Below are 18,712 nucleotides of genomic sequence, written 5' to 3' on the forward strand. Positions count from 1 at the left end.
TCTCCGGGCCCGACGATCAGCCGGGATGGAAAGTCAGGTGGCGTCCCAGTCGGTCACATCGTGCCGACGCGAACTCTGCTCTGATGTCCTCTGCTCTGATGTCGACGCGCTCGTATTCGAACTCGCGCCCTGACCCTCCTTGGTCATCGGCACGGGCGCGGAGACCGGCTTGATCGGCGGGGTCTGCGAGTCACGCTCGACGGTGTTCGACGACGGTCCGCTGGTGAAGATCGACGAGTCGCCGTCGAAGAGATGCTTGGTGATCATCGACTGCGGAGTGAGTCCGCGTAGCTCGTTCAGTTGCGAGAGCGGCTTGCGCAGCTCGTCGAATTCGGGGCCGAAGTCGTTTTTCAACTGATCGGTGGCACCCGTCGCGTACTCGCGCGCCTTGCGCAGCGACTGCATGCTCCACGACACGGCCCCCGGGAGCCGCTCCGGGCCGAGAATGACCAGCGCAGCGACGAGCAGCACGAGGATCTCACCCCAACCGATGCTGCTGAACATGACACTTCCCTACTCTGAAACCGATCTACGACGCTAATCGCTGGCTGTGGTGATCGAACCGTTGAATGTTCGACCGTCCCGCCAGTAGGTGAACGGCACCCGCTCACCGATCTTCGTCGTGCGCACCGCCACCGTCAATTCGTCGGCGCTTTCGATGCTGCGGCCGTTGAAGGAGGTGATGACGTCGTTCTCCCTGACGCCCGCCTGTGCCGCCGGTCCGTCGGCGACGACGTTGCGCACGCCCGCGCCGAGTACTCGGTCATTGCGGACAGAGCTCGCGCTCACGCCGATCTGCGGATGGTTGACTTTGCCGTCGCGGATCAGTGACTGGGCGATGGGGATGGCCTGGCTGATGGGAATGGCGAAGCCGAGACCTATCGAGCCGCCGGCACCGGAGGCGATCGCCGTGTTGATCCCGACCACCGCCGCCGACTCGTCGACGAGCGGACCACCCGAGTTGCCGGGGTTGATCGCCGCATCGGTCTGGATCGCGTCGATCACGGCGTCGGTGTCCGACTCGGCGTCGGGTGGCAGCGGGACCGCGCGGTGCGTCGCGCTGACGATCCCGCTGGTGACAGTGCGGTCGAGGCCCAGCGGCGAACCGAAAGCGATGACCTCTTCACCGATCTGCAGATCATCGGAGTTGCCGATCTTCGCAACCGTCAGATTCGCCACGTTGTCGACCTTGAGCACAGCGAGGTCGGTGTGGATGTCGCGGCCGACGATTCGGGCGGGCACACGGTTGCGATCGGAGAAAACAACCTCGAGCTTGGCGCTGCGGTCGTTCGCCGCCATCGAGATCACGTGGTTGTTGGTGAGGATGTAACCGTCTGCGTCGATCACGAAACCCGAACCGGTGCCGTAGGCGCTCGCTGTCCGAACATCGACCGACACCACCGATTTCTCGACGGCCTTGGCGACGCGTGCGACGGCCGATTTCGGTTCTCCCCCACCATCTCCGCCGTCGCCCGTCGAGAGTTTCACCGTGTTGCTGTTCAGCGGCGACGCGACCTCTGCGGTGTAGCGGCCGATCAATCCGCCGACCAACCCGATCAGCAATGCCAGGACGGCGAGGGTGGCCAGGGCATACCACGTCACCCTCTTACCGAAGAGCAGATCCTTGACGCCCAGCTTCGGACCGGCGACCGTCGGGTCTATCGCAGACTCGTCGACGAGCGCGGGTGCGTCGAGGGAGGCGATGCTCTCCGGGTCGCGCCACGGATCCGGCGGCGCGGGCTCGTCGGTCGGGACGCCGTAGGCGGCGAGTGGGTCGCGCTGGAGTGTCTCGTCGGAACCCTCCGGCCTGCCGAATGCCTCGGCGAGCACCGCGTCGGGTGGCGCGATCTGCGGAGCGGGCCTCGACGACGACGGAGTGCTCGCGAACGAACCACGCACGCCTGCGGGGCGGCCGAACACCTGCGCGGTAGCCGGCGACACCGGGACGTGTCGCTGCTGGCCGCGGGAAGCGCCGTCGCCGGGTGGCGTCTCGGCAGGAGGTGTCGCACCTCCCGTTGCAGCGGCGTTCTCACGGCTGAAGGGTGAATCGTCCGGCTGCGAACGGCGCTGACCGCCGTCAGATCCGCCGGCGTCGGTCTCGTCGATGTCGTCTGCTCCCACGCGTTCGTTTCCGGTGCTCAGCGTCCGCGCCAGCGGTTGCGGCGCCCACGGTCGGGCTCACCGCGGACCGCGTCGGTTGGCGCGGTGGCGGGACGCGATGCCTCGTGCCCGTAGTCGGTGTGCCCGTAGTCGGTCTGTGTGTTCACCGGCGGCAAGCCCGACGCAGCGAGCGGTCCGGGCGTGGCAAAAGGTCCGTGGAACCGTCCGTCCGGAAACGGACTGGAGTGAAAGGTGTCGCGACGAGAGGGATTCGGACCAACCGGGCCGTCAGAACGACCCTGTTCGCGACGGTCGCGCACACCGGTCATGTCGATCTCGCGCGTGGGAATCTGGCTCAACTGACCGAGCAGGTCAGCGGGCATCGCCACCGTCCCGGAGTCGCGCAGCCGCGTGCGGGCGTCGAGTTGAGCGTCGACGGCATCCATGCATTCACGGCACAGCGCGAGGTGGTGTGTGGCCCGCACATGTGCGGTCATACCGAGCTCACCGTCGACGAATGCTGCGACGGCCTCGGATGCGAGATGCTCGGTCGAAGCGAATCGACGCGGGCGGGGGCGTCGGAAAGCGGGGTTGGGCGCGAAGGATGAAGTCGCGGGTGACCACGTGGCGGGGTTCCACGGGGAACGCCTACGGCCCCGTAGATCGGGCGATGCAGCCACACCGTCGGCGTGCCCTGCGGTGTCGACATGCGATGCTCCCTCAGCGGGCGGACCGTCGGCGAGCGCGCCGCTACCGGGCGGGCTGTTGTCGACGTGAGCTCGTTTGTCGGCGTCCGCTGCGGAATCTCGTCGATCCCGTCGGCCGTCCATCATGTGTGGTTCACCCCTCTTCACAGGTCGGTCTCCGCGAGCGAACCGGTCGGGTCCGTGAGGCGGAGGGCGCTGCGTGCCCGTGCCGGCAACACAGCCTATCCGAATCCCAAACGGCACGACGGTGCCCGGGGTTCCCGAATCGGGTGAAAACGTCAGTTTCCGACGGCTACCGAACGTCGATTGTCGTGGCCGCGAGCTGCGAGGTAATCCCGGATCGTCTGCCGTCCGCGGTGGATACGACTACGCACCGTGCCGAGCTTGACGCCCAGCGTCGCGGCGATCTCCTCGTAGGAAAGTCCCTCGATGTCGCAGAGGACGACTGCGGCGCGGAAATCGGGGGTCAGCGAGTCGAGCGCAGCCTGGAGGTCGGGGTCGAGATTGGCGTCGGCGTAGATCTGCTGAGGATCGGGAGTGTCGCCGGGAACACGGTCGTACTCCTCGGGCAAGGCCTCCATGCGGATCTTGTTGCGACGACGGACCATGTCGAGGAACAGGTTGGTGGTGATGCGGTGCAGCCACCCCTCGAACGTTCCCGGCCGATAATTCGACAGCGAGCGGAACACCCTGATGAAGGTCTCCTGCGTCAGATCCTCGGCGTCGTGCTGATTGCCGGAGAGGCGGTAGGCGAGCCGGTAGACGCGGTCAGCGTGCTCACGGACCAGCTCGTCCCACGTCGGCATCAAGAACTCATCGCCGGTTGCGTCGAAGCCCGCCGTCCCCGAGGGGATGACGTCGATCGTCTCGACCGCCGTGTTCAACTCTGCGGTGGTGGATGCCTGGGGATCAGTCATCGCGGGTGGCCGGTTCCCTTCTTTTGCTGTCGAGCGGCTCGAGTCCGATTCGACACGAATTCGCTATCTTGAACACCTGCGCATCGACGGCTATTCCGACCACCGCGCCCGTGCTGTTGTCTCACCCTCTCCCATCGCGGTGTGGTCGCAGTGTGAGGCGGCTGAGGTTTCACTGAGTAAGTCTTCGCTGAGGACGCTTTGCCGAGCAGGTCTTCACTGCTGAGCACGTCTTCACTGAAGTACGTCGGAGCCCGCGACGATTCGGATGGGTCGGGTTTACGACTCGCCGACCTCCGTGAACACCCGAATCGGGCGTGCCACTGACATGGCGGGCCGTGTCCGGCCTAATCTCATGGAATGACCGATGCACCCACCGGTACCGATGCCGCGGCCGCGGCCCTGATCGACTACGCCGAATCGGCGATCGTCGAAGACGATGCGCTGGCCGCCGCGAGGGCACGCGCAGACGAATTGGGGACCGAACCAGTCAGCCCGGCAGTGGGTGCACTGCTGGCATTGCTCGCCCGTTCGTGCGACGCACACGCCATTGCCGAGATCGGCACCGGCACCGGGGTGAGCGGCCTCTGGCTCCTCAACGGAATGTCGGGCGACGGGGTCCTCACCACCATCGACCCAGAACCCGAACACCACCGCGCCGCGCGCGCGTCGTTCGCAGGCGCCGACATCCCGCCCGGCAGGACCCGGCTGATCAACGGCACTCCGCGAGAGGTGTTGCCGCGACTGTCCGACGGCTCCTACGACCTCGTGTTCATCGACGGTCCGCTGATCGACCTCCCGACGTTCGTCGACGAGGCCGTCCGGATGCTGCGCCCGGGCGGTGTGGTCGTGGTGCACAACGCCACAGCGTCGGGGGCGGTCGGCGACCCGACACGCACGGACCCGGTGACGAGCGCAGCACGGTCCGCCGCGCTGCGCATCGCCGACGACGATCAGTTGCTGCCCGTGGTGGTTCCCCTCGGGGGTGGAGTACTCGCAGCGGCGAAAGCCCGCTGAGCGCGCTCAGACGTCGGTGGAGAAGCGCACGCCGCCGTCGGGCAGCTGCACGCCCGGCCATACGCGCGCGCCGCGCAGCAGTTCACACCGTGCGCCGACCTCTGCGCCGTCGCCGATGACCGTGTCGCGGATGAGCGCACGCGGGCCGATACGCGCACCCTTTCCGACGATGCTGCGCTCCACGACGGCGCCCGCCTCGACGACCGAGCCGTCGAACAACACCGCGCCGTCGAGTCGGGCCCGAGGGCCGACCTCGCAGCCGCGACCCACGACGGTCCCGCCGACGAGGACGGCACCGGGAGCAACGCCCGCACCCTCGTGGACCAGCGATTCACCGTGACGGTCACCGAGGGCAGGCGAGGGCGCGATACCGCGCACGAGGTCGGCCGAGCCACGCACGAAATCCTCCGGCGTGCCCATGTCACGCCAGTAGGTGTTGTCGACGTAGGCCTGGACGCGCTTGCCGTCGGCGAGCAGGCTCGGGAACACCTCGCGCTCCACCGACACCTCACGACCCGCCGGGATCTGCTCGATGACCCCGCGGCGGAACACGTAGGTGCCCGCGTTGATCTGATCGGTTGGCGGGTCCTGGGTCTTCTCCAGGAACGCCGTGACCCTGCCGTTGTCGTCGGTGGGTACGGAGCCGTACGCACGCGGATCACCGACGCGCACGAGATGCAGCGTGACGTCGGCCTCGGTGCGCTGATGTGTCGCGACGACCTGGCTGATGTCGGTTCCGCTGAGCACGTCGCCGTTGAACACCACGATGTCCTCGGCGGTGAGCAGATCGAGCACGTTGCGGATACCGCCGCCGGTGCCCAGCGGCTCGTCCTCGGTCACGTAGCGAAGGTTCAGATCGAGCTTCGAGCCATCGCCGTAGTACTCCGAGAACACACTCGCCTTGAAGGACGTGCTGAGCACGACGTCGGTGATCCCTGCTGCGCGGATTCGCGACAACATATGTGTGAGGAAGGGCAGTCCGGCAACGGGCAGCATCGGCTTGGGCGCCGACAGTGTCAGCGGGCGCAACCGTGTGCCCTTACCACCGACGAGGATCACCGCCTGGGTCTTCGACATGTCGACGTCAGCGCTGGGCACCGACGTCGAGGTGGCCGTGCTCGGAACGGTAAATCCGGTCACTGGTCGTGTCCTCTCGAGTGGGTCGAACCATCATCATCATCGATCATGTCGCGCCCCGCAGCGCGGACCGCCAGGCGCGAACGAAGCGCGAGGCCGAGCCTCAGCGCGAGGCGCAGCGGTGCGCGCAGCAGTCCCGGATTGCGGTCGGCCTGGAACATGTACGCGCTGCGGTGGTGGGCCGGCAGCATCGCGCCGGGGTCACGACCTGCGCTGTGGCCCTTCGTGTGAGTGACCTCGGCGCCCGGCACGTAGAGGTTGAGCCATCCGGCCTTGCCGAGTCGGTCTCCGAGGTCGACGTCCTCCATGTACATGAAGTACCGCTCGTCAAAGCCGCCGATCGCTTCGAAGGCCTCGCGGCGCACCAGCAGACATGATCCCGACAGCCAGCCGACGGGTCGCTCGCTGGGGGCAACGTCGTCGGCGCGGTAGGCCGCCGTCCACGGGTTCGACTTCCACACGGTCCCCAGCAGTGCGTGCCCCGTTCCCGACACCAGGCTCGGGACACTGCGTGCCGACGGGTAGACCGAACCATCCGGTTCGTAGATCAGGGGCCCCAAAGCCCCTGCCCGCGGCCAGCGCGCGGCGGCCGCGACCAATTCGTCGATCGCACCGGGCGACCACTCGACGTCTGGGTTGGCGATCACGATGAAGTCGACGTCGGTGCCGAGCTCGGCGACCGCCCTGTTGATGCCTCCGCCGTAGCCGATGTTGCCGCCGGTGTGCACCAACGTCACGTTGTCGTGGTCGCGTGCCGCGGCCTCGGGTGCGCCGTCGCCGGAACCGTTGTCGGCGATGATGACGCGGGGTAAAGCTGAGGTCGCGTGGTCGAGACTCTTCAGGAAGGTCTCCACGTGGCCGCCGGACCAATAGGTCACCGTCACGACACCGATGGCAGAAGTCACCCGGTCAGGGTAACCAACCACCGACCGGATCCCCGACGTCCCTCCCGCGTATGTCACGCGTCCGTGGGGATCGGCGATACCTCATTCGTTCCGAACGTCGGGTTCCGCGATCGCCGCACCCAGCGCATCCCGCCAGCCCCGCAGCGGGGTCAGCCCTGCGTCGGCCCACGCCGACGCGTCGAGGACCGAATAGGCGGGCCGCGGCGCGGGTCGGGGAAACTCGTCCGTCGTCACGGGCGATACGCGGGACCGATCGGCACCCACGCCCTCGAAGACGGCCTGCGCGACGTCGAACCACGTCGCTGCACCCGAGTTGGTGGCGTGCAGGACGGCCCCGGTCACGGCGTCGTCGCCGACACGTGATGCCAACTCCCACACTCCGTCGGCCAGGTCTCGCGCATAGGTCGGTGAGCCGGTCTGGTCGTCGACGACGGTGATCGTGTCGCGGGACGCCTCGAGGCGGCGCATCGTGCCGACGAAGTCGGGGCTTTCGCGACCTCCCGTGTACACCCAGGCGGTTCGGACGATGGTGGCGGTCGGATCGGCGGCTCGCGCGGCACGCTCACCCTCGAGTTTCGTTGCGCCGTAGACGGTTTCGGGAGCGAGGTCGTCCTCGACCATCGTCGCTTCATATGGCGTGGTCCGCGGCGCGGGCCGGGTCTCACCCTCGCGTGGGCTGCCCGCGGCGGCTCCGCCGAAGACGTAGTCGGTGGAGATGTGGATCAACCACGCACCGGCTCGGGCTGTCTGCGTCGCCAGATTCGCCGGCCCGCTCGCATTGACCGCCGCGGCCCGCTCGCGATCGGACTCCGCGGCGTCGACGTTGGTGTAGGCCGCGCAGTTGACCACGACGTCTCCCGCTGCGAGGTCGGCGAGTGCCCGGGCGACCGACTCGGCGTCGGAGATGTCGACGTCGCGCGAAGTCAGTGCGCGAACGTGGCTGGGCTTGTACTCGGAATCGAGCAGCGCTGTGCCGAGCTGGCCGCCTGCCCCCACGATCCACACCGTGCGTTCCTTCGCTGCGCTGCCGCTGTTCGATGGTTCCGTATCGACGTCGTCGCCCCTGTGCATGGCCTCATCGTGCCGCACGAATCGTGGTCACGCGCACGTGACCCGGGACACGAGGTGTTGATCGTCACGTCGGCAGGGTGACGGGCCAGGAGATCGCGTCGGCGTTGCAACCGCGATATTGCGCGCCACTTCAGTAGCCTGACGTCAGTACAACAACTTCAGCAACGTCAACCTCTTGAATAACGGCATTCACATGCGTCCCGCGGGGAACGGGACGCGATCCCCAGAGGAGCCGAACGCCGGATTCGACGATCGCAAAGGACCTGACCACTCGTGGAGTCACGACCCGAAGGCGCGCGTCGGCGGCCAAGCGGCCCTCGACGCCCAACCTCGGACGCGCACGACGAGTCCCGGGCGGCCCATCCCCGACGCCCAGCCCAGGACGCGCACGACGAGCAACGCGCCCCCCGGCCCACACGGCCCCGCCCCGAAGGCGCGACACCGGACCGGCGAGAGGGCACCGGAGATCCGCGGCGACGACACCCAGGCAAGCAGGGACGCACCGGCCAGCAAGAACGTCAGCGAACAGAGCGGCGGGTGAACCCCGACGCGCCTCGCCGCCCGGGTCCCGACGGTCAACGCCCACGCACGCCGCAACCGCCTCGGCGAAATCGGCCCGACGCCCGCCAACGCCCGGCCTCCCAGTCCCCCGACGACACCGGCGCGCCCGCGAAGCCGGGGGTCACTCGTCGTCCGCGCCAGCGTCGCTCCGGAGAGATCCACACCAAGGGTGCTGCCGCCACCACGAGCGCGAGCACACGGGAGCAGAAGCCGCAGGGCCACGACGACCAGGGCCAGAATCCACCCCCGCCTGCCCGCGGCGCACTCGCGGCGGTCGGCGGATTCGGACGCAAAGCCTGGGGCCGCGGACTGATCGCGCTGGTCTCGGTCGCTGTGCTCGTCTGCACCGGATACGCATGGAGCAGCGTCAACGGACTGACGTCGAAGATCACCCAGCTCGGCGGCCTCGACCTCGGCGGGGGCGACGACGGCGCCACCGACATCCTGCTGGTCGGCACTGATTCGCGCACCGACGCCAAGGGCAACCCGCTCTCGTCCGAAGAGCTCAAGTGGCTTCGCGCAGGTGACGACATCTCCACCAACACCGACACCATCCTGCTCATTCGCATTCCCAACGACGGATCGTCGGCCACGGCGATCTCGATTCCACGCGATTCGTACGTGTCGGTTCCCGGTATCGGGTTGTCGAAGATCAACGCCGCGTACGGCACCACCCGCGAAGGTGCGCGCAAGCGCGCGGTCGAAGCGGGCAAGCCGGAAGAGGATGCCGAGCGCGAGGGCACACTCGCCGGCCGCAAGGCACTCATCGACACGGTTGCCGACCTCACCGGCGTCAAGGTCGACCACTACGCCGAGGTCGGCCTGCTCGGGTTCGCCTTGTTGACCAAGGCGGTCGGTGGCGTCGAGGTATGCCTCAAAGACGCTGTGAACGAACCGCTTTCGGGTGCACGATTCAAAGCCGGACGCCAAACCCTGAACGGCCCACAGGCATTGAGCTTCGTCAGGCAACGCCACGAGCTGCCCCGCGGCGATCTCGACCGCATCACGCGCCAGCAGGTCTACATGGCGTCGCTGACACAGAAGATCCTGTCGGCGCACACCCTCACCGATCCGTCGAAGCTGAACGAACTCGAGGACGCCGTATCGCGTTCGGTGGTGATCGACGACGACTGGAACGTCGTGCAATTCGCTGAGCAACTCAAGGATCTCAGCGGCGGGCGCGTCAAGTTCGCGACGATTCCCGTGCTCGACGAACAGGGGTGGAGCGAAGACGGACAGCAGAGCGTCGTGACGGTCGACCCCAACGCCGTGCACACCTTCACCAGTAATCTGCTCAACGACGGCGCGTCGAAGTCGCAGTCACGACGCGGCGACTACACCGTCGACGTCGACAACGCGGGCACCATCGACGGACTGGCAAGCAATGTCTCGAACATCCTGACCAACAAGGGATTCCAGGCAGGCAAGACCAGCAGCACCCCAGCCGACATCAAGGACTCGGTGATCTACGCACACAGCGCCGACAACCCGGGGGCGCAGTTGCTCGCGAAGGATTTGCGTGCGGTACGTGTCGAGGCGCAGCCGGACCTCGACGAGCATCACCTGAAGTTGGTGCTCACCAACACCTTTGCCGGTCCGGGATCGATCAACGACGTCGGAACACAGACCGACAACACGCCTGCCAGCCAGCGGGTGGGCAACAATGCCCCACCGATCACGGCGGGCACCGACGGACCGGTGTGTGTGAACTGATGACCGACGACACGCTGACCACCTCCCTGCTCGCACGCATCGACGACTGGGCCCGACCTCTGCTCACCTACTACGACGATCACACCGGCGAACGCACCGAACTGTCGGGGGCGACTCTGGGCAACTGGGCGGCGAAGACCGCCAACTATCTCGTCGTCGAACTCGGTCTCGCACCCGGCGACGACGTCGTCGTCGACCTACCCGAACACTGGCAGAGCGCCGCAATCCTGTTGGGCGCGTGGTGGGCAGGGGCGCATGTGCATGTCACCACCGACGTCGACGCCCCGCGGGTCGCGTTCACCAGTGCCGCGGGAATCGACGAGCACCCCGACGCCGACGAACTCGTCGTCGCCTCGCTCGATCCGTTCGCACTCGGCGTCGCCGACCTTCCACCGGGGGTGACCGACTATGCGTCAGCGGTCCGCGTGCACGGCGATCAGTACTCGCCGCCTCGATATTCGGGTCCTGCGTTGGACGGCGCCCCCGCGAGCGACGTCCTCGACACCGCATCGGCTCAAGCGTCCGCCGACGGGGTCTCCGCACACAGCCGGGTGCTGTCGACACGTGAATGGCGCACGGGTGCAGGCATACTGGGCAACGTCATCGCGCCGTTGAGCGTCGGCGCCAGTCTCGTGTGGGTCTCCCCGACCCCCGACACCGACCTCGCGGCGCGTGCGGCGTCCGAGCGCGCCGACGTCGTTCTCGACTGACGACGCCGCCCGTCGAGGTGAACACTTGTTCCGGAGTGGTTCACGGCGGGCGCCTCATGCGGCAGAGTGGGCCGTATGCAGTTACCCGCCTGGTTGGCACGCGCCAACAAGAAGATCACCAACCCGCTGCAACGACGCTGGGCGCCCTATCTGGCGCCGTGGGCGATGGTCCATCACGTCGGACGCAAAAGTGGGCGGATCTACTCGATCCCGGTGCTCGCGTGGGTCAGCGAGACTGGTGACGAGACGAAGATCTACATCATCCTGACCTACGGGCGCGACACCGACTGGGTACGCAACACACTCGCCGCGGGCTCGGCTGGGATCACTCGAAAAGGCAAGCAGTACAAGCTGATCCGGCCCACCATCATTCCCGCCGACTCACCCGACCTTCCGCTCGTCGCCGGTCTCGCAGGCCGCGCGTTCGAGTGGGCACTCCAGGGCACCCTCGTCGCTCCTGACGGCCGCGAGGCGAAACCGTCAGGCACGTCGCGGTGACCCGACACGCCGCCGACGACCCGCTCTCCGACTTCGACGTACGGATCGCAACCCACCACCGCACCCCTCGCCGCGTCTACAGCATCGGCGAGGGGCCCGCCGTGATCGTCATCGCCGAGATGCCAGGCATCAGTCCCGCTGTCGCCGACTTCGCCAGACGCGTCGCGGGAATCGGAGCAACCGCGGTCATGCCGTCCATCTACGGCGTCGACGGTCAGGACCCATCGCCGTCGAATCTCGGGGTCGTCGGAGCCGCGACGAACATGCTCGGCACGATGGGGCGCGCCTGCATCAGCAGGGATTTCACGATTTTGGCGACGGGCAGGACCTCACCTGCCGTCGAATGGATGCGGGCACTGGCCGCCGAGGAACACCAGCGCTGCGGCGGTCCGGGTGTCGGCGCGATCGGCATGTGCTTCACCGGTGGCTTCGCCCTGGCGATGGCCACAGACGATCGCATCCTCGCACCGGTCCTGGCCCAACCGTCGCTGCCGTTCGCGGTCAGCCCTCGTCGTGCACGATCCCTCGACATCTCCGACGACGACCTCGCAACGGTCGTCGGGCGGTGCGCGCGTGGACTCGACGTCATGGGCGTGCGATTCGAGGGTGATCGGATGTCGCCACCGTCGCGCTTCCAGTTCTTGCGCGAAGTCCTCGGCGACGCATTCCTCGCGATCGAACTGCCCGATTCGGCGGCCAATCCCGAATCACCGTTGCCGACACCGCATTCCGCGCTCACCAACGACCTCATCGACGTGCCGGGCGAACCGACACACGACGCCCTCGTCGCCGTGCTCGACTTCTTCGCCAAGCGACTCGGGATCACCAAGGCGGTCACGGGCGATCAGTAACAGCTGATCAGTAGTTCGTCAGTCCAGCTGCTCAGTCGCCGCCGAGCAACCGCTGACGCAGGGCTGCGTCCTTGTCGAGCACGAGTTGTTCGAGTCCGCGCTGGAAGGATTCCATCCGGGCCCGCAACACCGGGTCGGATGAACCGAGGATGCGTACGGCGAGCAGCCCGGCGTTGCGCGCGCCACCCACCGACACGGTTGCCACCGGCACTCCGGCGGGCATCTGCACGATGGACAGCAGGGAGTCCATGCCGTCGAGGTAGCGCAGCGGTACCGGCACACCGATAACCGGCAGCGGGGTGGCGGCGGCAACCATGCCCGGGAGATGTGCCGCGCCTCCCGCGCCCGCGATGATGACCTCGATGCCCTCGCCCGCAGCCGACTTCGCGTAGTCGAGCATGCGCTGCGGGGTGCGATGCGCCGACACGACACCGACCTCGAACGGGACGTCGAACTCCGCGAGTGCCTCCGCCGCGGCCTCCATCGTCGGCCAGTCGGAGTCGCTGCCCATGATCAGTCCGACGCGGGCCCGGCTACGGATCGGCGGCGACGCCACCTCGGGTTCAAAAGCGGTGCCGGCTTCGAAAGCGGTGCCCGCCTCGGTGGTCCCGCCCTCCGTCGTGCCGGTCTCGGTTGTCCCAGGCTCGGTTGACCCAGCCTCTGTCGTCCCGGTCTCGGTTGACCCAGCGTCGGTCGTGCCGGTCCCAATAGTGTCTGTCTTGATCGTGTCTGTCCCAGTCGTGTCTGTCTCGTGGTCCACCAGGTCGCCTGTCGTCTCGTCGTTCATGAATGCGGGTCCCAACCGTCCGTCCACTCGGCGTCGGACATCCAGTGCGCCGCGCGTTCTGCACGCTCGCGGACGGCTGCGACGTCTTCTCCCGGCTTCCCCACGATGTTGACATGCCCGATCTTCCGATCGGGGCGTTCGCCCTTTCCGTACAGATGAATTCGCGCGTCGGGCATGCGCGCCATCAAATGGTGCGTGCGCTCGTCCATCGACATCTCCGGTGCCTGCGCAGCACCGAGGATGTTGGCCATCACGGTCACCCCGGCGCGCGGGGCGGTGTCGCCGAGCGGGTAGTCGAGAACAGCCCGGAGGTGCTGTTCGAACTGCGAGGTCACCGCACCGTCCATCGTCCAGTGACCGCTGTTGTGCGGTCTCATCGCGAGCTCGTTGACCAATAGCTCGCCGTCGGTGGTCTCGAACAGTTCCATCGCCATCACGCCGACGACACCGAGCTCCGACGCCAACCGCAGCGACATCTCCTGTGCACGTTCGGCGGTCTCGGCACTCAGTTCCGGTGCGGGGGCGATGACCACAGCACACTGTCCCCGACGCTGCACGGTCTCGACGACCGGCCACGCACCCCCCTGGCCAAACGGCGAACGAGCGATCATCGCCGACAGTTCGCGGCGCATCTGCACCTTTTCCTCGGCGATGAGGTCGACGCCGGCATTGAACTGCTCATCGAACACCGCGAGCGCGTCGGGTCCGTTGTCGACGATCCACACGCCACGTCCGTCGTATCCGCCGCGAACCGCCTTCAGCACGATGTTCCATCCGTGCCGCTCACCGAATTCGACGAGCCGGCCGCGGGCCAGCCCGAGGTCGCCCGCGAGATCGGCGAAATCCGGTACCGGCAGGCCGAGTTCGCTCAACTTCACCCGCATTGCTCGCTTGTCCTGCGCGAACACCAGCGCGGCCGACGGTGGCCGCACGGCGACACCCTCGGCCTCGAGTGCACGCAGGTGCTCGAGGGGAACACCCTCGTGATCGAAGGTGAGCGCCACCGCACCGGCGGCGGCGCGTCGTAGGTCGTCGAGATCATCGTGCGAACCGATCACGACGTCGGCGCTGACCTGGGCAGCGGGATCAGTCGCACTCGCGGCGAGCACGCGCAGACACTCGCCGAGGGCGATCGAGGCCTGGTGGGTCATCCGGGCGAGCTGACCACCACCGATCATCGTCACGGTCGGCAACACGTCGCGTTCGGGAATCGCTCGGGCGGCCGCGTCGGGCGGCGCCGCGGCGTTTGCGCCGGTATCTGAATCTCGGGCAGTCACGCGATACATCGTGGCACGGTCGGCGTTGCCGTCGCTGAGTGGCATGGTCGTCGATGCGCGGTCAGCGAAACCGGCCCACGTCACCGATGAGGAACACGGTCACGTCGCGATCCCACCCGCGTCGCCGCATTCGCGTCGTTCGGACCGTCTTCGTCGCGGTCGGTCGCCGCGGGCACGACAATCGCGAAGACCGGCGGCCTCCGCGACGTGAGTTCGAGGCGTCCGCCGTCGGCCTCGACGAGTGCACGGGCGAGTGAGAGCCCGACACCGTTGCCCGCGCCACCAGAGAATCCCCGACGGAAGATGTCGGTGGCCACGTCGTCGGCGACGCCAGTCCCCTCGTCGGCCACGGTGATACGCAGCATGTCGCCCTTGAGGTCGCTGACGGAGATCCGACACTCGCCGCTGCCGTGCTGCAGCGCGTTGTCGACGAGCACGCTGACCGCCTCACGCAGCCGACCCGGACCGGCGCTACGCGCGACAGCGTCACCGGAGAACGACACACTCAAGGTGCGCCCTTCAGCGGTGAAGGCCGAGTCGAAGTCACTGACAAGCGTCATGATCAGCGACGACACGTCGACACTGCCCGGCTGCGCGGGCTCGTCCCGTGATGCCGCTACGAGTTCGTCAAGTTCCGCGGCGAGCCGATCGACCTGTCCGAGTGCGGCTTCGGCCTCGCTCACGACCGCCGGATCGTCGTGGAGCGAGAGTTCGTCGAGTCGCAGTTGGATGGCGGTGAGGCGCGACCGAATCTGATGCGAGACGTCGCCGACGATCTCGCCCTCACGCTCGAGCCGCAACGCGATCTCGGCGTTCGCGTCGCCCAGCGCTCGCGAGACGCGGTCGAGTTCGTCGATGCCATAGGTCTTCCACCGCGACCGGAAGTCGCCGCGAGCCATCGCCTCCGAACGGTCGGCGAGGTCGATGAGAGGGTCGGCGATGCGCCCGGCCGTCACCGCGGCTGTGACGGTGCCCGCGGCCATCGATCCCGCGACCACGAGGCAGACGATGCCGACGGCGGCGAGTTGGTCGTTACGGACGGTGTCCATCGGGATCTCGAGGATCAACGTGCCCGCGGCACCGAGGCCGATCGAATCAGACATCGTCGCATCGGTGATGTCTGCACCGATCGACGTGGACGCCGGTTTGCCGTTGACGTCCTGATAGCGCAGGGTGAGCCTGCCGTCCTCGGGAAGCATGAGCCGGATCGACTCGGAATCGATGACCGCGTTGTTGAGATGCTCGCCCATTTCCGCCTGACGGATGATCTGATCGGAGATCGTCTTCAGCCGCGAATCCATCAACTGGTGCGCACTATCGGCGACCCACCACCATGCGATGACGCTGAGCGGGATTCCCAACAGTCCGCCGACCGCCATGAGCATGGCGATCATCGTGTAGAGAATTCGACGGCGCACTGGAAAGTCTCTCCCTAGGCGTCGAACCGAAAGCCGACGCCGCGCACTGTGACGATGTGCCGCGGTCGATCGTGGCGGTCGTCGCCGATCTTTCGACGCAACCACGAGATGTGCATGTCGAGGGTCTTCGACGAGCGCAGGTCCGCAGACCCCCACACCTCGGTCAGGATCTCGTCGCGCGACACCACCTCGCCGGCCCGCTCCATGAGAAAGCGCAGCAGGTCGAACTCGCGGTTTGCCAGCACGAGATCGTCACCGTTGACGAGGACCCGCCGCCCACGCGCGTCGAGTTGGATGTCGCCGCCGGTGAGTACGACGTCGACCGTCTGCCGTCGCCTCAGCAGTGCGCGCACCCGCGCGAGCAGTTCGGCCAACCGGAAGGGTTTGCCCACGTAGTCGTCGGCGCCGGCGTCGAGTCCGACGACGAAGTCGACCTCGTCGGTGCGCGCGGTCAGCATCAACACCGCAAGTTCCGGACGCTCGACGCGCACGCGCCGACACACCTCCAGTCCGTCGATCTCGGGAAGCCCGAGGTCGAGGATGAGCAACTCGTAGCGTTGATCGCGAGCCTGCTCGAGTGCAGCCGATCCCGTCCCGACGACGTCGCATCCATAGCCCTCACGGGCGAGCGCACGCGCCAGTGGTTCGGCAATCGCCGCGTCGTCTTCTGCCAGCAATACGTCTGTCATCGCCTGTCGACCTCCACGCGGCGAGAGTACGCGGAGTCGCCGTCGTGTCCCCGGGCCTCGTCTCGGTCGGCCGGGTCATAGCGGTCGTCGAAGCCGTCGTCGCGTTCGTCGAGCACCTCGTGGTAGAGCAGCGAATGCACCCGCTCGACCTGCGGCACGTCGTCGAACAGCAGCGGTTCGTCGGACGCGGACTCGATGATCAGGGTGCCGGTACGCATCATGCGGTCGAGGAGGCCGTGGCGGAATTCGACGGTGTTGATTCGTCGGATCGGAATGTCGATGCCGGAACGGGTGAGCACTCCCCTGCGGAAGATCACGCGACGGTCGGTGAGCACGAAGTGAGTCGATTTCCATGCGATGAGCGGACGGACGAAGAACCAGGCGGCCGCAGCGCCCCACCCCACGGCGACAACGATATTGAGAATCAGCGCGAGCGTCGAATTGATGGTCGACGCCGCTATCGCGCCCGCCGCGAGGCCTGCGAGCCCGGTGCACACGACGAAGACCGAAAACGGGCCGATCAGGCACTTCCAATGCGGGTGGTGATGCACCACGACGCGCTCACCACTCGCGAGGTTGTCCCTGGGAAACGACATGAATCTCAGCATATCCGCAGATGAACGGGCGGTCGGTCAACCCGACCCGGCGCCTGTCCCCCGCTCGGTAGACTGCGTGCACACGACGCGCAACAGGTCAGGAGAATCATGAGCTACCGCGACCCCCGCGACCCCAGGGATCAAGACCCGAGGGACCAGGGAACGGCGCGCTACGAGGCCGGCTACTCGCCGCAGTCGCGTGCCTACAGCCAGCCGACCGATCGGTACCAGCAGCAGTACGGCGACGGACAGTACGGGGACCAGCAGTATCGGGACCCCCGCGACAACCCCGCCCAGTACAACGCAGCTCAGTACAACGCAGCCCAGTCCGACCCGAGATACGCCGGCTCGGCGTCGTACGGCAAGCAGCCCAAGCAGCGTCAACGGCCGAGCATCAACGCGGGTCTCTACGCAGGCGGCGTCGTGATGACGGGCGTCGTGACAGGTCTCGCCGCCTGGCTGGTGGCGTGGATCATCCGGGCCATCGCCCAACGCGTCAACGAGGCAGGCAATCTGGGCGTCTGGAATCCACTCGCCCAGGACGAATACTGGTTCGCGATCACCGGATTCTTGTGCGCACTCGCGGGTGGCGCACTCTGGTACGTCCTCTACCTGACGACACCTTCGCCCAACCAGTTCTACCGCTGGATCGTCGGCCTGCTGATTGCCGCCGCGGTGATCATCCCGCTTGTGCTGTCGGCGCAGATATCCACCGGGATCGGTACGGCGGTGGTCCACCTCGTCATCGGCCTGCCGGTTCTGTCGCTGATCCCCGCCATGGGCGAGAAGAGCATTCAACGCTGAACCCCGGACAGGCGCTAAGCGCGTCGAGTTCAGTCCTGCGCGGGACGCAGGTGCAGCACGTCTCCCGCCGCGGCGGTGAAACTCTGTCCGTCGTCGGTGCGCACCACGATTCGGCCCTGCTCGTCGACATCGTCGGCGACCCCTTCGACGGTGCGCTCCCCCGGCAACGAGAGCCGGACGCGACGCCCGAGTGTGTCGCAGCGATCCCGATAGCGTCGCGCCACCTCGGCGACGTCGTCGGGCCACGGCGCGTCGGCCAGTGCCCGCAAGTACTCCGCGACCAGTGCGGCGACGTCGACCGGGGCTCCGCTTTCCACCTGCAAGCTGGTGGCCGTCGGCACCGGAAGCTCGTCGGCGGTCATGCCGGTGTTGATGCCGATCCCGACGATCACCACGCCGCCCGTCGGCGCGGGGATGTACTCGGCGAGGATGCCCGCCACCTTCTTTCCGTCGACGAGAACGTCGTTCGGCCATTTGAGCGTGGGACGTACGCCGGTCGCCGCCTCGATGGCCGACGCCGCGGCCACCCCGGTCGCCAACGACAACCAGCCCAGTTGCTCGGTCTGATCGCCCGCGTCGAGCGCCACCGAGATGGCCACCTGCCCTCCCGCGGGAGCCGACCACACCCGTGCGTGCCTGCCGCGCCCCGATGTCTGGTCGGTGGTGATGCGCACCGTTCCGACGATCCCCGGCTCGCCCGCACGCGCAGCGAGATCGGCGTTGGTCGACCCGGTCGACTCGACGACCTCGATCGTCGACCCGACACCGCTGCCAGGCGAACCGAAGCGCTCGACGATGGCCGCTCGCAGCGCGTCGGAGTCGAGAGGTGATCGGGGATTCGGTGATGTCTGCTCGTCGCTCACAACTCCCGACATTAGTCACCCGGCCTGCGTCGTCGTGGCTCACTCGGCCACCTCGACGTGTCACCGATCACGAGAAAGATGAGGGGATCTCATA

The 18,712-nt window shown here is 67.3% G+C and carries 20 protein-coding genes; 7 read left to right on the forward strand and 13 right to left on the reverse strand.

The window, feature by feature from the left end; all coding sequences use genetic code 11:
• Positions 1-33 precede the first annotated feature (33 nt).
• The 4 genes from tatB to sigE form a co-directional block, all read right to left on the reverse strand.
• Positions 34-504, reverse strand: a complete 471-nt coding sequence (tatB, locus tag ACRVY7_RS00090) for a Sec-independent protein translocase protein TatB (protein ID WP_431815535.1) — start codon at positions 502-504, stop codon at positions 34-36.
• A gap of 33 nt (positions 505-537) precedes the next feature.
• Positions 538-2,121 (reverse strand): trypsin-like peptidase domain-containing protein, encoded by a 1,584-nt coding sequence (locus ACRVY7_RS00095; protein WP_064870448.1) that lies wholly within the window; start codon positions 2,119-2,121, stop codon positions 538-540.
• A gap of 17 nt (positions 2,122-2,138) precedes the next feature.
• Entirely contained in the window at positions 2,139-2,933 is a 795-nt protein-coding gene (locus tag ACRVY7_RS00100) for a hypothetical protein (protein WP_431815536.1), read from the reverse strand.
• A 152-nt stretch (positions 2,934-3,085) separates the two neighbouring features.
• Entirely contained in the window at positions 3,086-3,724 is a 639-nt protein-coding gene (sigE, locus tag ACRVY7_RS00105; protein ID WP_049699515.1) for an RNA polymerase sigma factor SigE, read from the reverse strand.
• A gap of 357 nt (positions 3,725-4,081) precedes the next feature.
• On the opposite strand from sigE, the gene ACRVY7_RS00110 reads away from it, so the two are divergent.
• A complete protein-coding gene (locus ACRVY7_RS00110; RefSeq protein WP_049699516.1) occupies positions 4,082-4,738 on the forward strand; it encodes an O-methyltransferase in 657 nt (218 codons plus the stop codon).
• Positions 4,739-4,744: 6 nt separating this feature from the next.
• Here the strand turns inward: ACRVY7_RS00110 and manB are convergent, their stop codons facing one another.
• The 3 genes from manB to rfbD form a co-directional block, all read right to left on the reverse strand.
• Complete coding sequence (gene manB / locus ACRVY7_RS00115) at positions 4,745-5,815, reverse strand: mannose-1-phosphate guanylyltransferase (protein WP_231894289.1); 1,071 nt, start codon at positions 5,813-5,815, stop codon at positions 4,745-4,747.
• A 59-nt stretch (positions 5,816-5,874) separates the two neighbouring features.
• The gene (locus tag ACRVY7_RS00120) at positions 5,875-6,780 is read right to left on the reverse strand and encodes a glycosyltransferase family 2 protein (protein WP_431815537.1); all 906 of its coding nucleotides are present in this window, start codon (positions 6,778-6,780) and stop codon (positions 5,875-5,877) included.
• A gap of 81 nt (positions 6,781-6,861) precedes the next feature.
• On the reverse strand, positions 6,862-7,851 hold the full coding sequence (rfbD, locus tag ACRVY7_RS00125) for a dTDP-4-dehydrorhamnose reductase (RefSeq protein ID WP_431815538.1): 990 nt from the start codon (positions 7,849-7,851) through the stop codon (positions 6,862-6,864).
• A gap of 193 nt (positions 7,852-8,044) precedes the next feature.
• Here rfbD and ACRVY7_RS00130 point away from each other — a divergent pair, with 193 nt between their 5' ends.
• The 5 genes from ACRVY7_RS00130 (at position 8,045) to ACRVY7_RS00150 (ending at position 12,184) form a co-directional block, all read left to right on the forward strand.
• On the forward strand, positions 8,045-8,392 hold the full coding sequence (locus tag ACRVY7_RS00130) for a hypothetical protein (RefSeq protein WP_431815539.1): 348 nt from the start codon (positions 8,045-8,047) through the stop codon (positions 8,390-8,392).
• Positions 8,389-10,125 (forward strand): LCP family protein, encoded by a 1,737-nt coding sequence (locus tag ACRVY7_RS00135; protein WP_431815540.1) that lies wholly within the window; start codon positions 8,389-8,391, stop codon positions 10,123-10,125. The genes ACRVY7_RS00130 and ACRVY7_RS00135 overlap by 4 nt, the downstream gene beginning before the upstream one ends.
• Entirely contained in the window at positions 10,125-10,835 is a 711-nt protein-coding gene (locus ACRVY7_RS00140; protein WP_431815541.1) for a TIGR03089 family protein, read from the forward strand. Before ACRVY7_RS00135 ends, ACRVY7_RS00140 begins: the two co-directional genes overlap by 1 nt.
• Positions 10,836-10,910: 75 nt before the next feature.
• The gene (locus tag ACRVY7_RS00145) at positions 10,911-11,333 is read left to right on the forward strand and encodes a PNPOx family protein (RefSeq protein WP_431815542.1); all 423 of its coding nucleotides are present in this window, start codon (positions 10,911-10,913) and stop codon (positions 11,331-11,333) included.
• Positions 11,330-12,184, forward strand: coding sequence for a dienelactone hydrolase family protein (locus tag ACRVY7_RS00150; RefSeq protein ID WP_431815543.1), 855 nt, complete (start codon positions 11,330-11,332; stop codon positions 12,182-12,184). Before ACRVY7_RS00145 ends, ACRVY7_RS00150 begins: the two co-directional genes overlap by 4 nt.
• Before the next feature lie 31 nt (positions 12,185-12,215).
• Here ACRVY7_RS00150 and purE read toward each other — a convergent pair whose 3' ends face one another.
• The 5 genes from purE to ACRVY7_RS00175 form a co-directional block, all read right to left on the reverse strand.
• The gene (purE, locus tag ACRVY7_RS00155) at positions 12,216-12,740 is read right to left on the reverse strand and encodes a 5-(carboxyamino)imidazole ribonucleotide mutase (protein WP_268760676.1); all 525 of its coding nucleotides are present in this window, start codon (positions 12,738-12,740) and stop codon (positions 12,216-12,218) included.
• A 227-nt stretch (positions 12,741-12,967) separates the two neighbouring features.
• A complete protein-coding gene (locus ACRVY7_RS00160) occupies positions 12,968-14,149 on the reverse strand; it encodes a 5-(carboxyamino)imidazole ribonucleotide synthase (RefSeq protein ID WP_431816364.1) in 1,182 nt (393 codons plus the stop codon).
• A gap of 179 nt (positions 14,150-14,328) precedes the next feature.
• Positions 14,329-15,666 (reverse strand): sensor histidine kinase, encoded by a 1,338-nt coding sequence (locus tag ACRVY7_RS00165; protein ID WP_431815544.1) that lies wholly within the window; start codon positions 15,664-15,666, stop codon positions 14,329-14,331.
• Positions 15,667-15,680: 14 nt separating this feature from the next.
• On the reverse strand, positions 15,681-16,355 hold the full coding sequence (locus tag ACRVY7_RS00170; protein WP_049699524.1) for a response regulator transcription factor: 675 nt from the start codon (positions 16,353-16,355) through the stop codon (positions 15,681-15,683).
• Positions 16,352-16,951, reverse strand: coding sequence for a PH domain-containing protein (locus ACRVY7_RS00175; RefSeq protein ID WP_431815545.1), 600 nt, complete (start codon positions 16,949-16,951; stop codon positions 16,352-16,354). Before ACRVY7_RS00175 ends, ACRVY7_RS00170 begins: the two co-directional genes overlap by 4 nt.
• A 108-nt stretch (positions 16,952-17,059) precedes the next feature.
• On the opposite strand from ACRVY7_RS00175, the gene ACRVY7_RS00180 reads away from it, so the two are divergent.
• Positions 17,060-17,755, forward strand: a complete 696-nt coding sequence (locus ACRVY7_RS00180; protein WP_431815546.1) for a DUF6069 family protein — start codon at positions 17,060-17,062, stop codon at positions 17,753-17,755.
• A 29-nt stretch (positions 17,756-17,784) separates the two neighbouring features.
• Here ACRVY7_RS00180 and ACRVY7_RS00185 read toward each other — a convergent pair whose 3' ends face one another.
• On the reverse strand, positions 17,785-18,564 hold the full coding sequence (locus ACRVY7_RS00185) for a biotin--[acetyl-CoA-carboxylase] ligase (protein ID WP_431816365.1): 780 nt from the start codon (positions 18,562-18,564) through the stop codon (positions 17,785-17,787).
• Positions 18,565-18,712: the final 148 nt, after the last annotated feature.

Source organism: Gordonia jacobaea, from assembly GCF_965344965.1.
GTDB classification, from domain to species: Bacteria; Actinomycetota; Actinomycetes; order Mycobacteriales; family Mycobacteriaceae; genus Gordonia; species Gordonia jacobaea.

Bases quoted from the DNA above. Each gene is read 5' to 3' on its own strand.
- tatB (WP_431815535.1), bottom strand. From the start codon at position 504: ATGTTCAGCAGCATCGGTTGGGGTGAGATCCTCGTGCTGCTCGTCGCT.
- ACRVY7_RS00160 (WP_431816364.1), bottom strand. From the start codon at position 14,149: ATGATCGGTGGTGGTCAGCTCGCCCGGATGACCCACCAGGCCTCGATC.
- ACRVY7_RS00180 (WP_431815546.1), top strand. From the start codon at position 17,060: ATGAGCTACCGCGACCCCCGCGACCCCAGGGATCAAGACCCGAGGGAC.
- rfbD (WP_431815538.1), bottom strand. From the start codon at position 7,851: ATGCACAGGGGCGACGACGTCGATACGGAACCATCGAACAGCGGCAGC.
- sigE (WP_049699515.1), bottom strand. From the start codon at position 3,724: ATGACTGATCCCCAGGCATCCACCACCGCAGAGTTGAACACGGCGGTC.
- ACRVY7_RS00170 (WP_049699524.1), bottom strand. From the start codon at position 16,355: ATGACAGACGTATTGCTGGCAGAAGACGACGCGGCGATTGCCGAACCA.
- ACRVY7_RS00145 (WP_431815542.1), top strand. From the start codon at position 10,911: ATGCAGTTACCCGCCTGGTTGGCACGCGCCAACAAGAAGATCACCAAC.
- ACRVY7_RS00175 (WP_431815545.1), bottom strand. From the start codon at position 16,951: ATGTCGTTTCCCAGGGACAACCTCGCGAGTGGTGAGCGCGTCGTGGTG.
- manB (WP_231894289.1), bottom strand. From the start codon at position 5,815: ATGTCGAAGACCCAGGCGGTGATCCTCGTCGGTGGTAAGGGCACACGG.
- ACRVY7_RS00110 (WP_049699516.1), top strand. From the start codon at position 4,082: ATGACCGATGCACCCACCGGTACCGATGCCGCGGCCGCGGCCCTGATC.
- ACRVY7_RS00140 (WP_431815541.1), top strand. From the start codon at position 10,125: ATGACCGACGACACGCTGACCACCTCCCTGCTCGCACGCATCGACGAC.
- ACRVY7_RS00100 (WP_431815536.1), bottom strand. From the start codon at position 2,933: ATGATGGACGGCCGACGGGATCGACGAGATTCCGCAGCGGACGCCGAC.
- ACRVY7_RS00130 (WP_431815539.1), top strand. From the start codon at position 8,045: ATGCGTCCCGCGGGGAACGGGACGCGATCCCCAGAGGAGCCGAACGCC.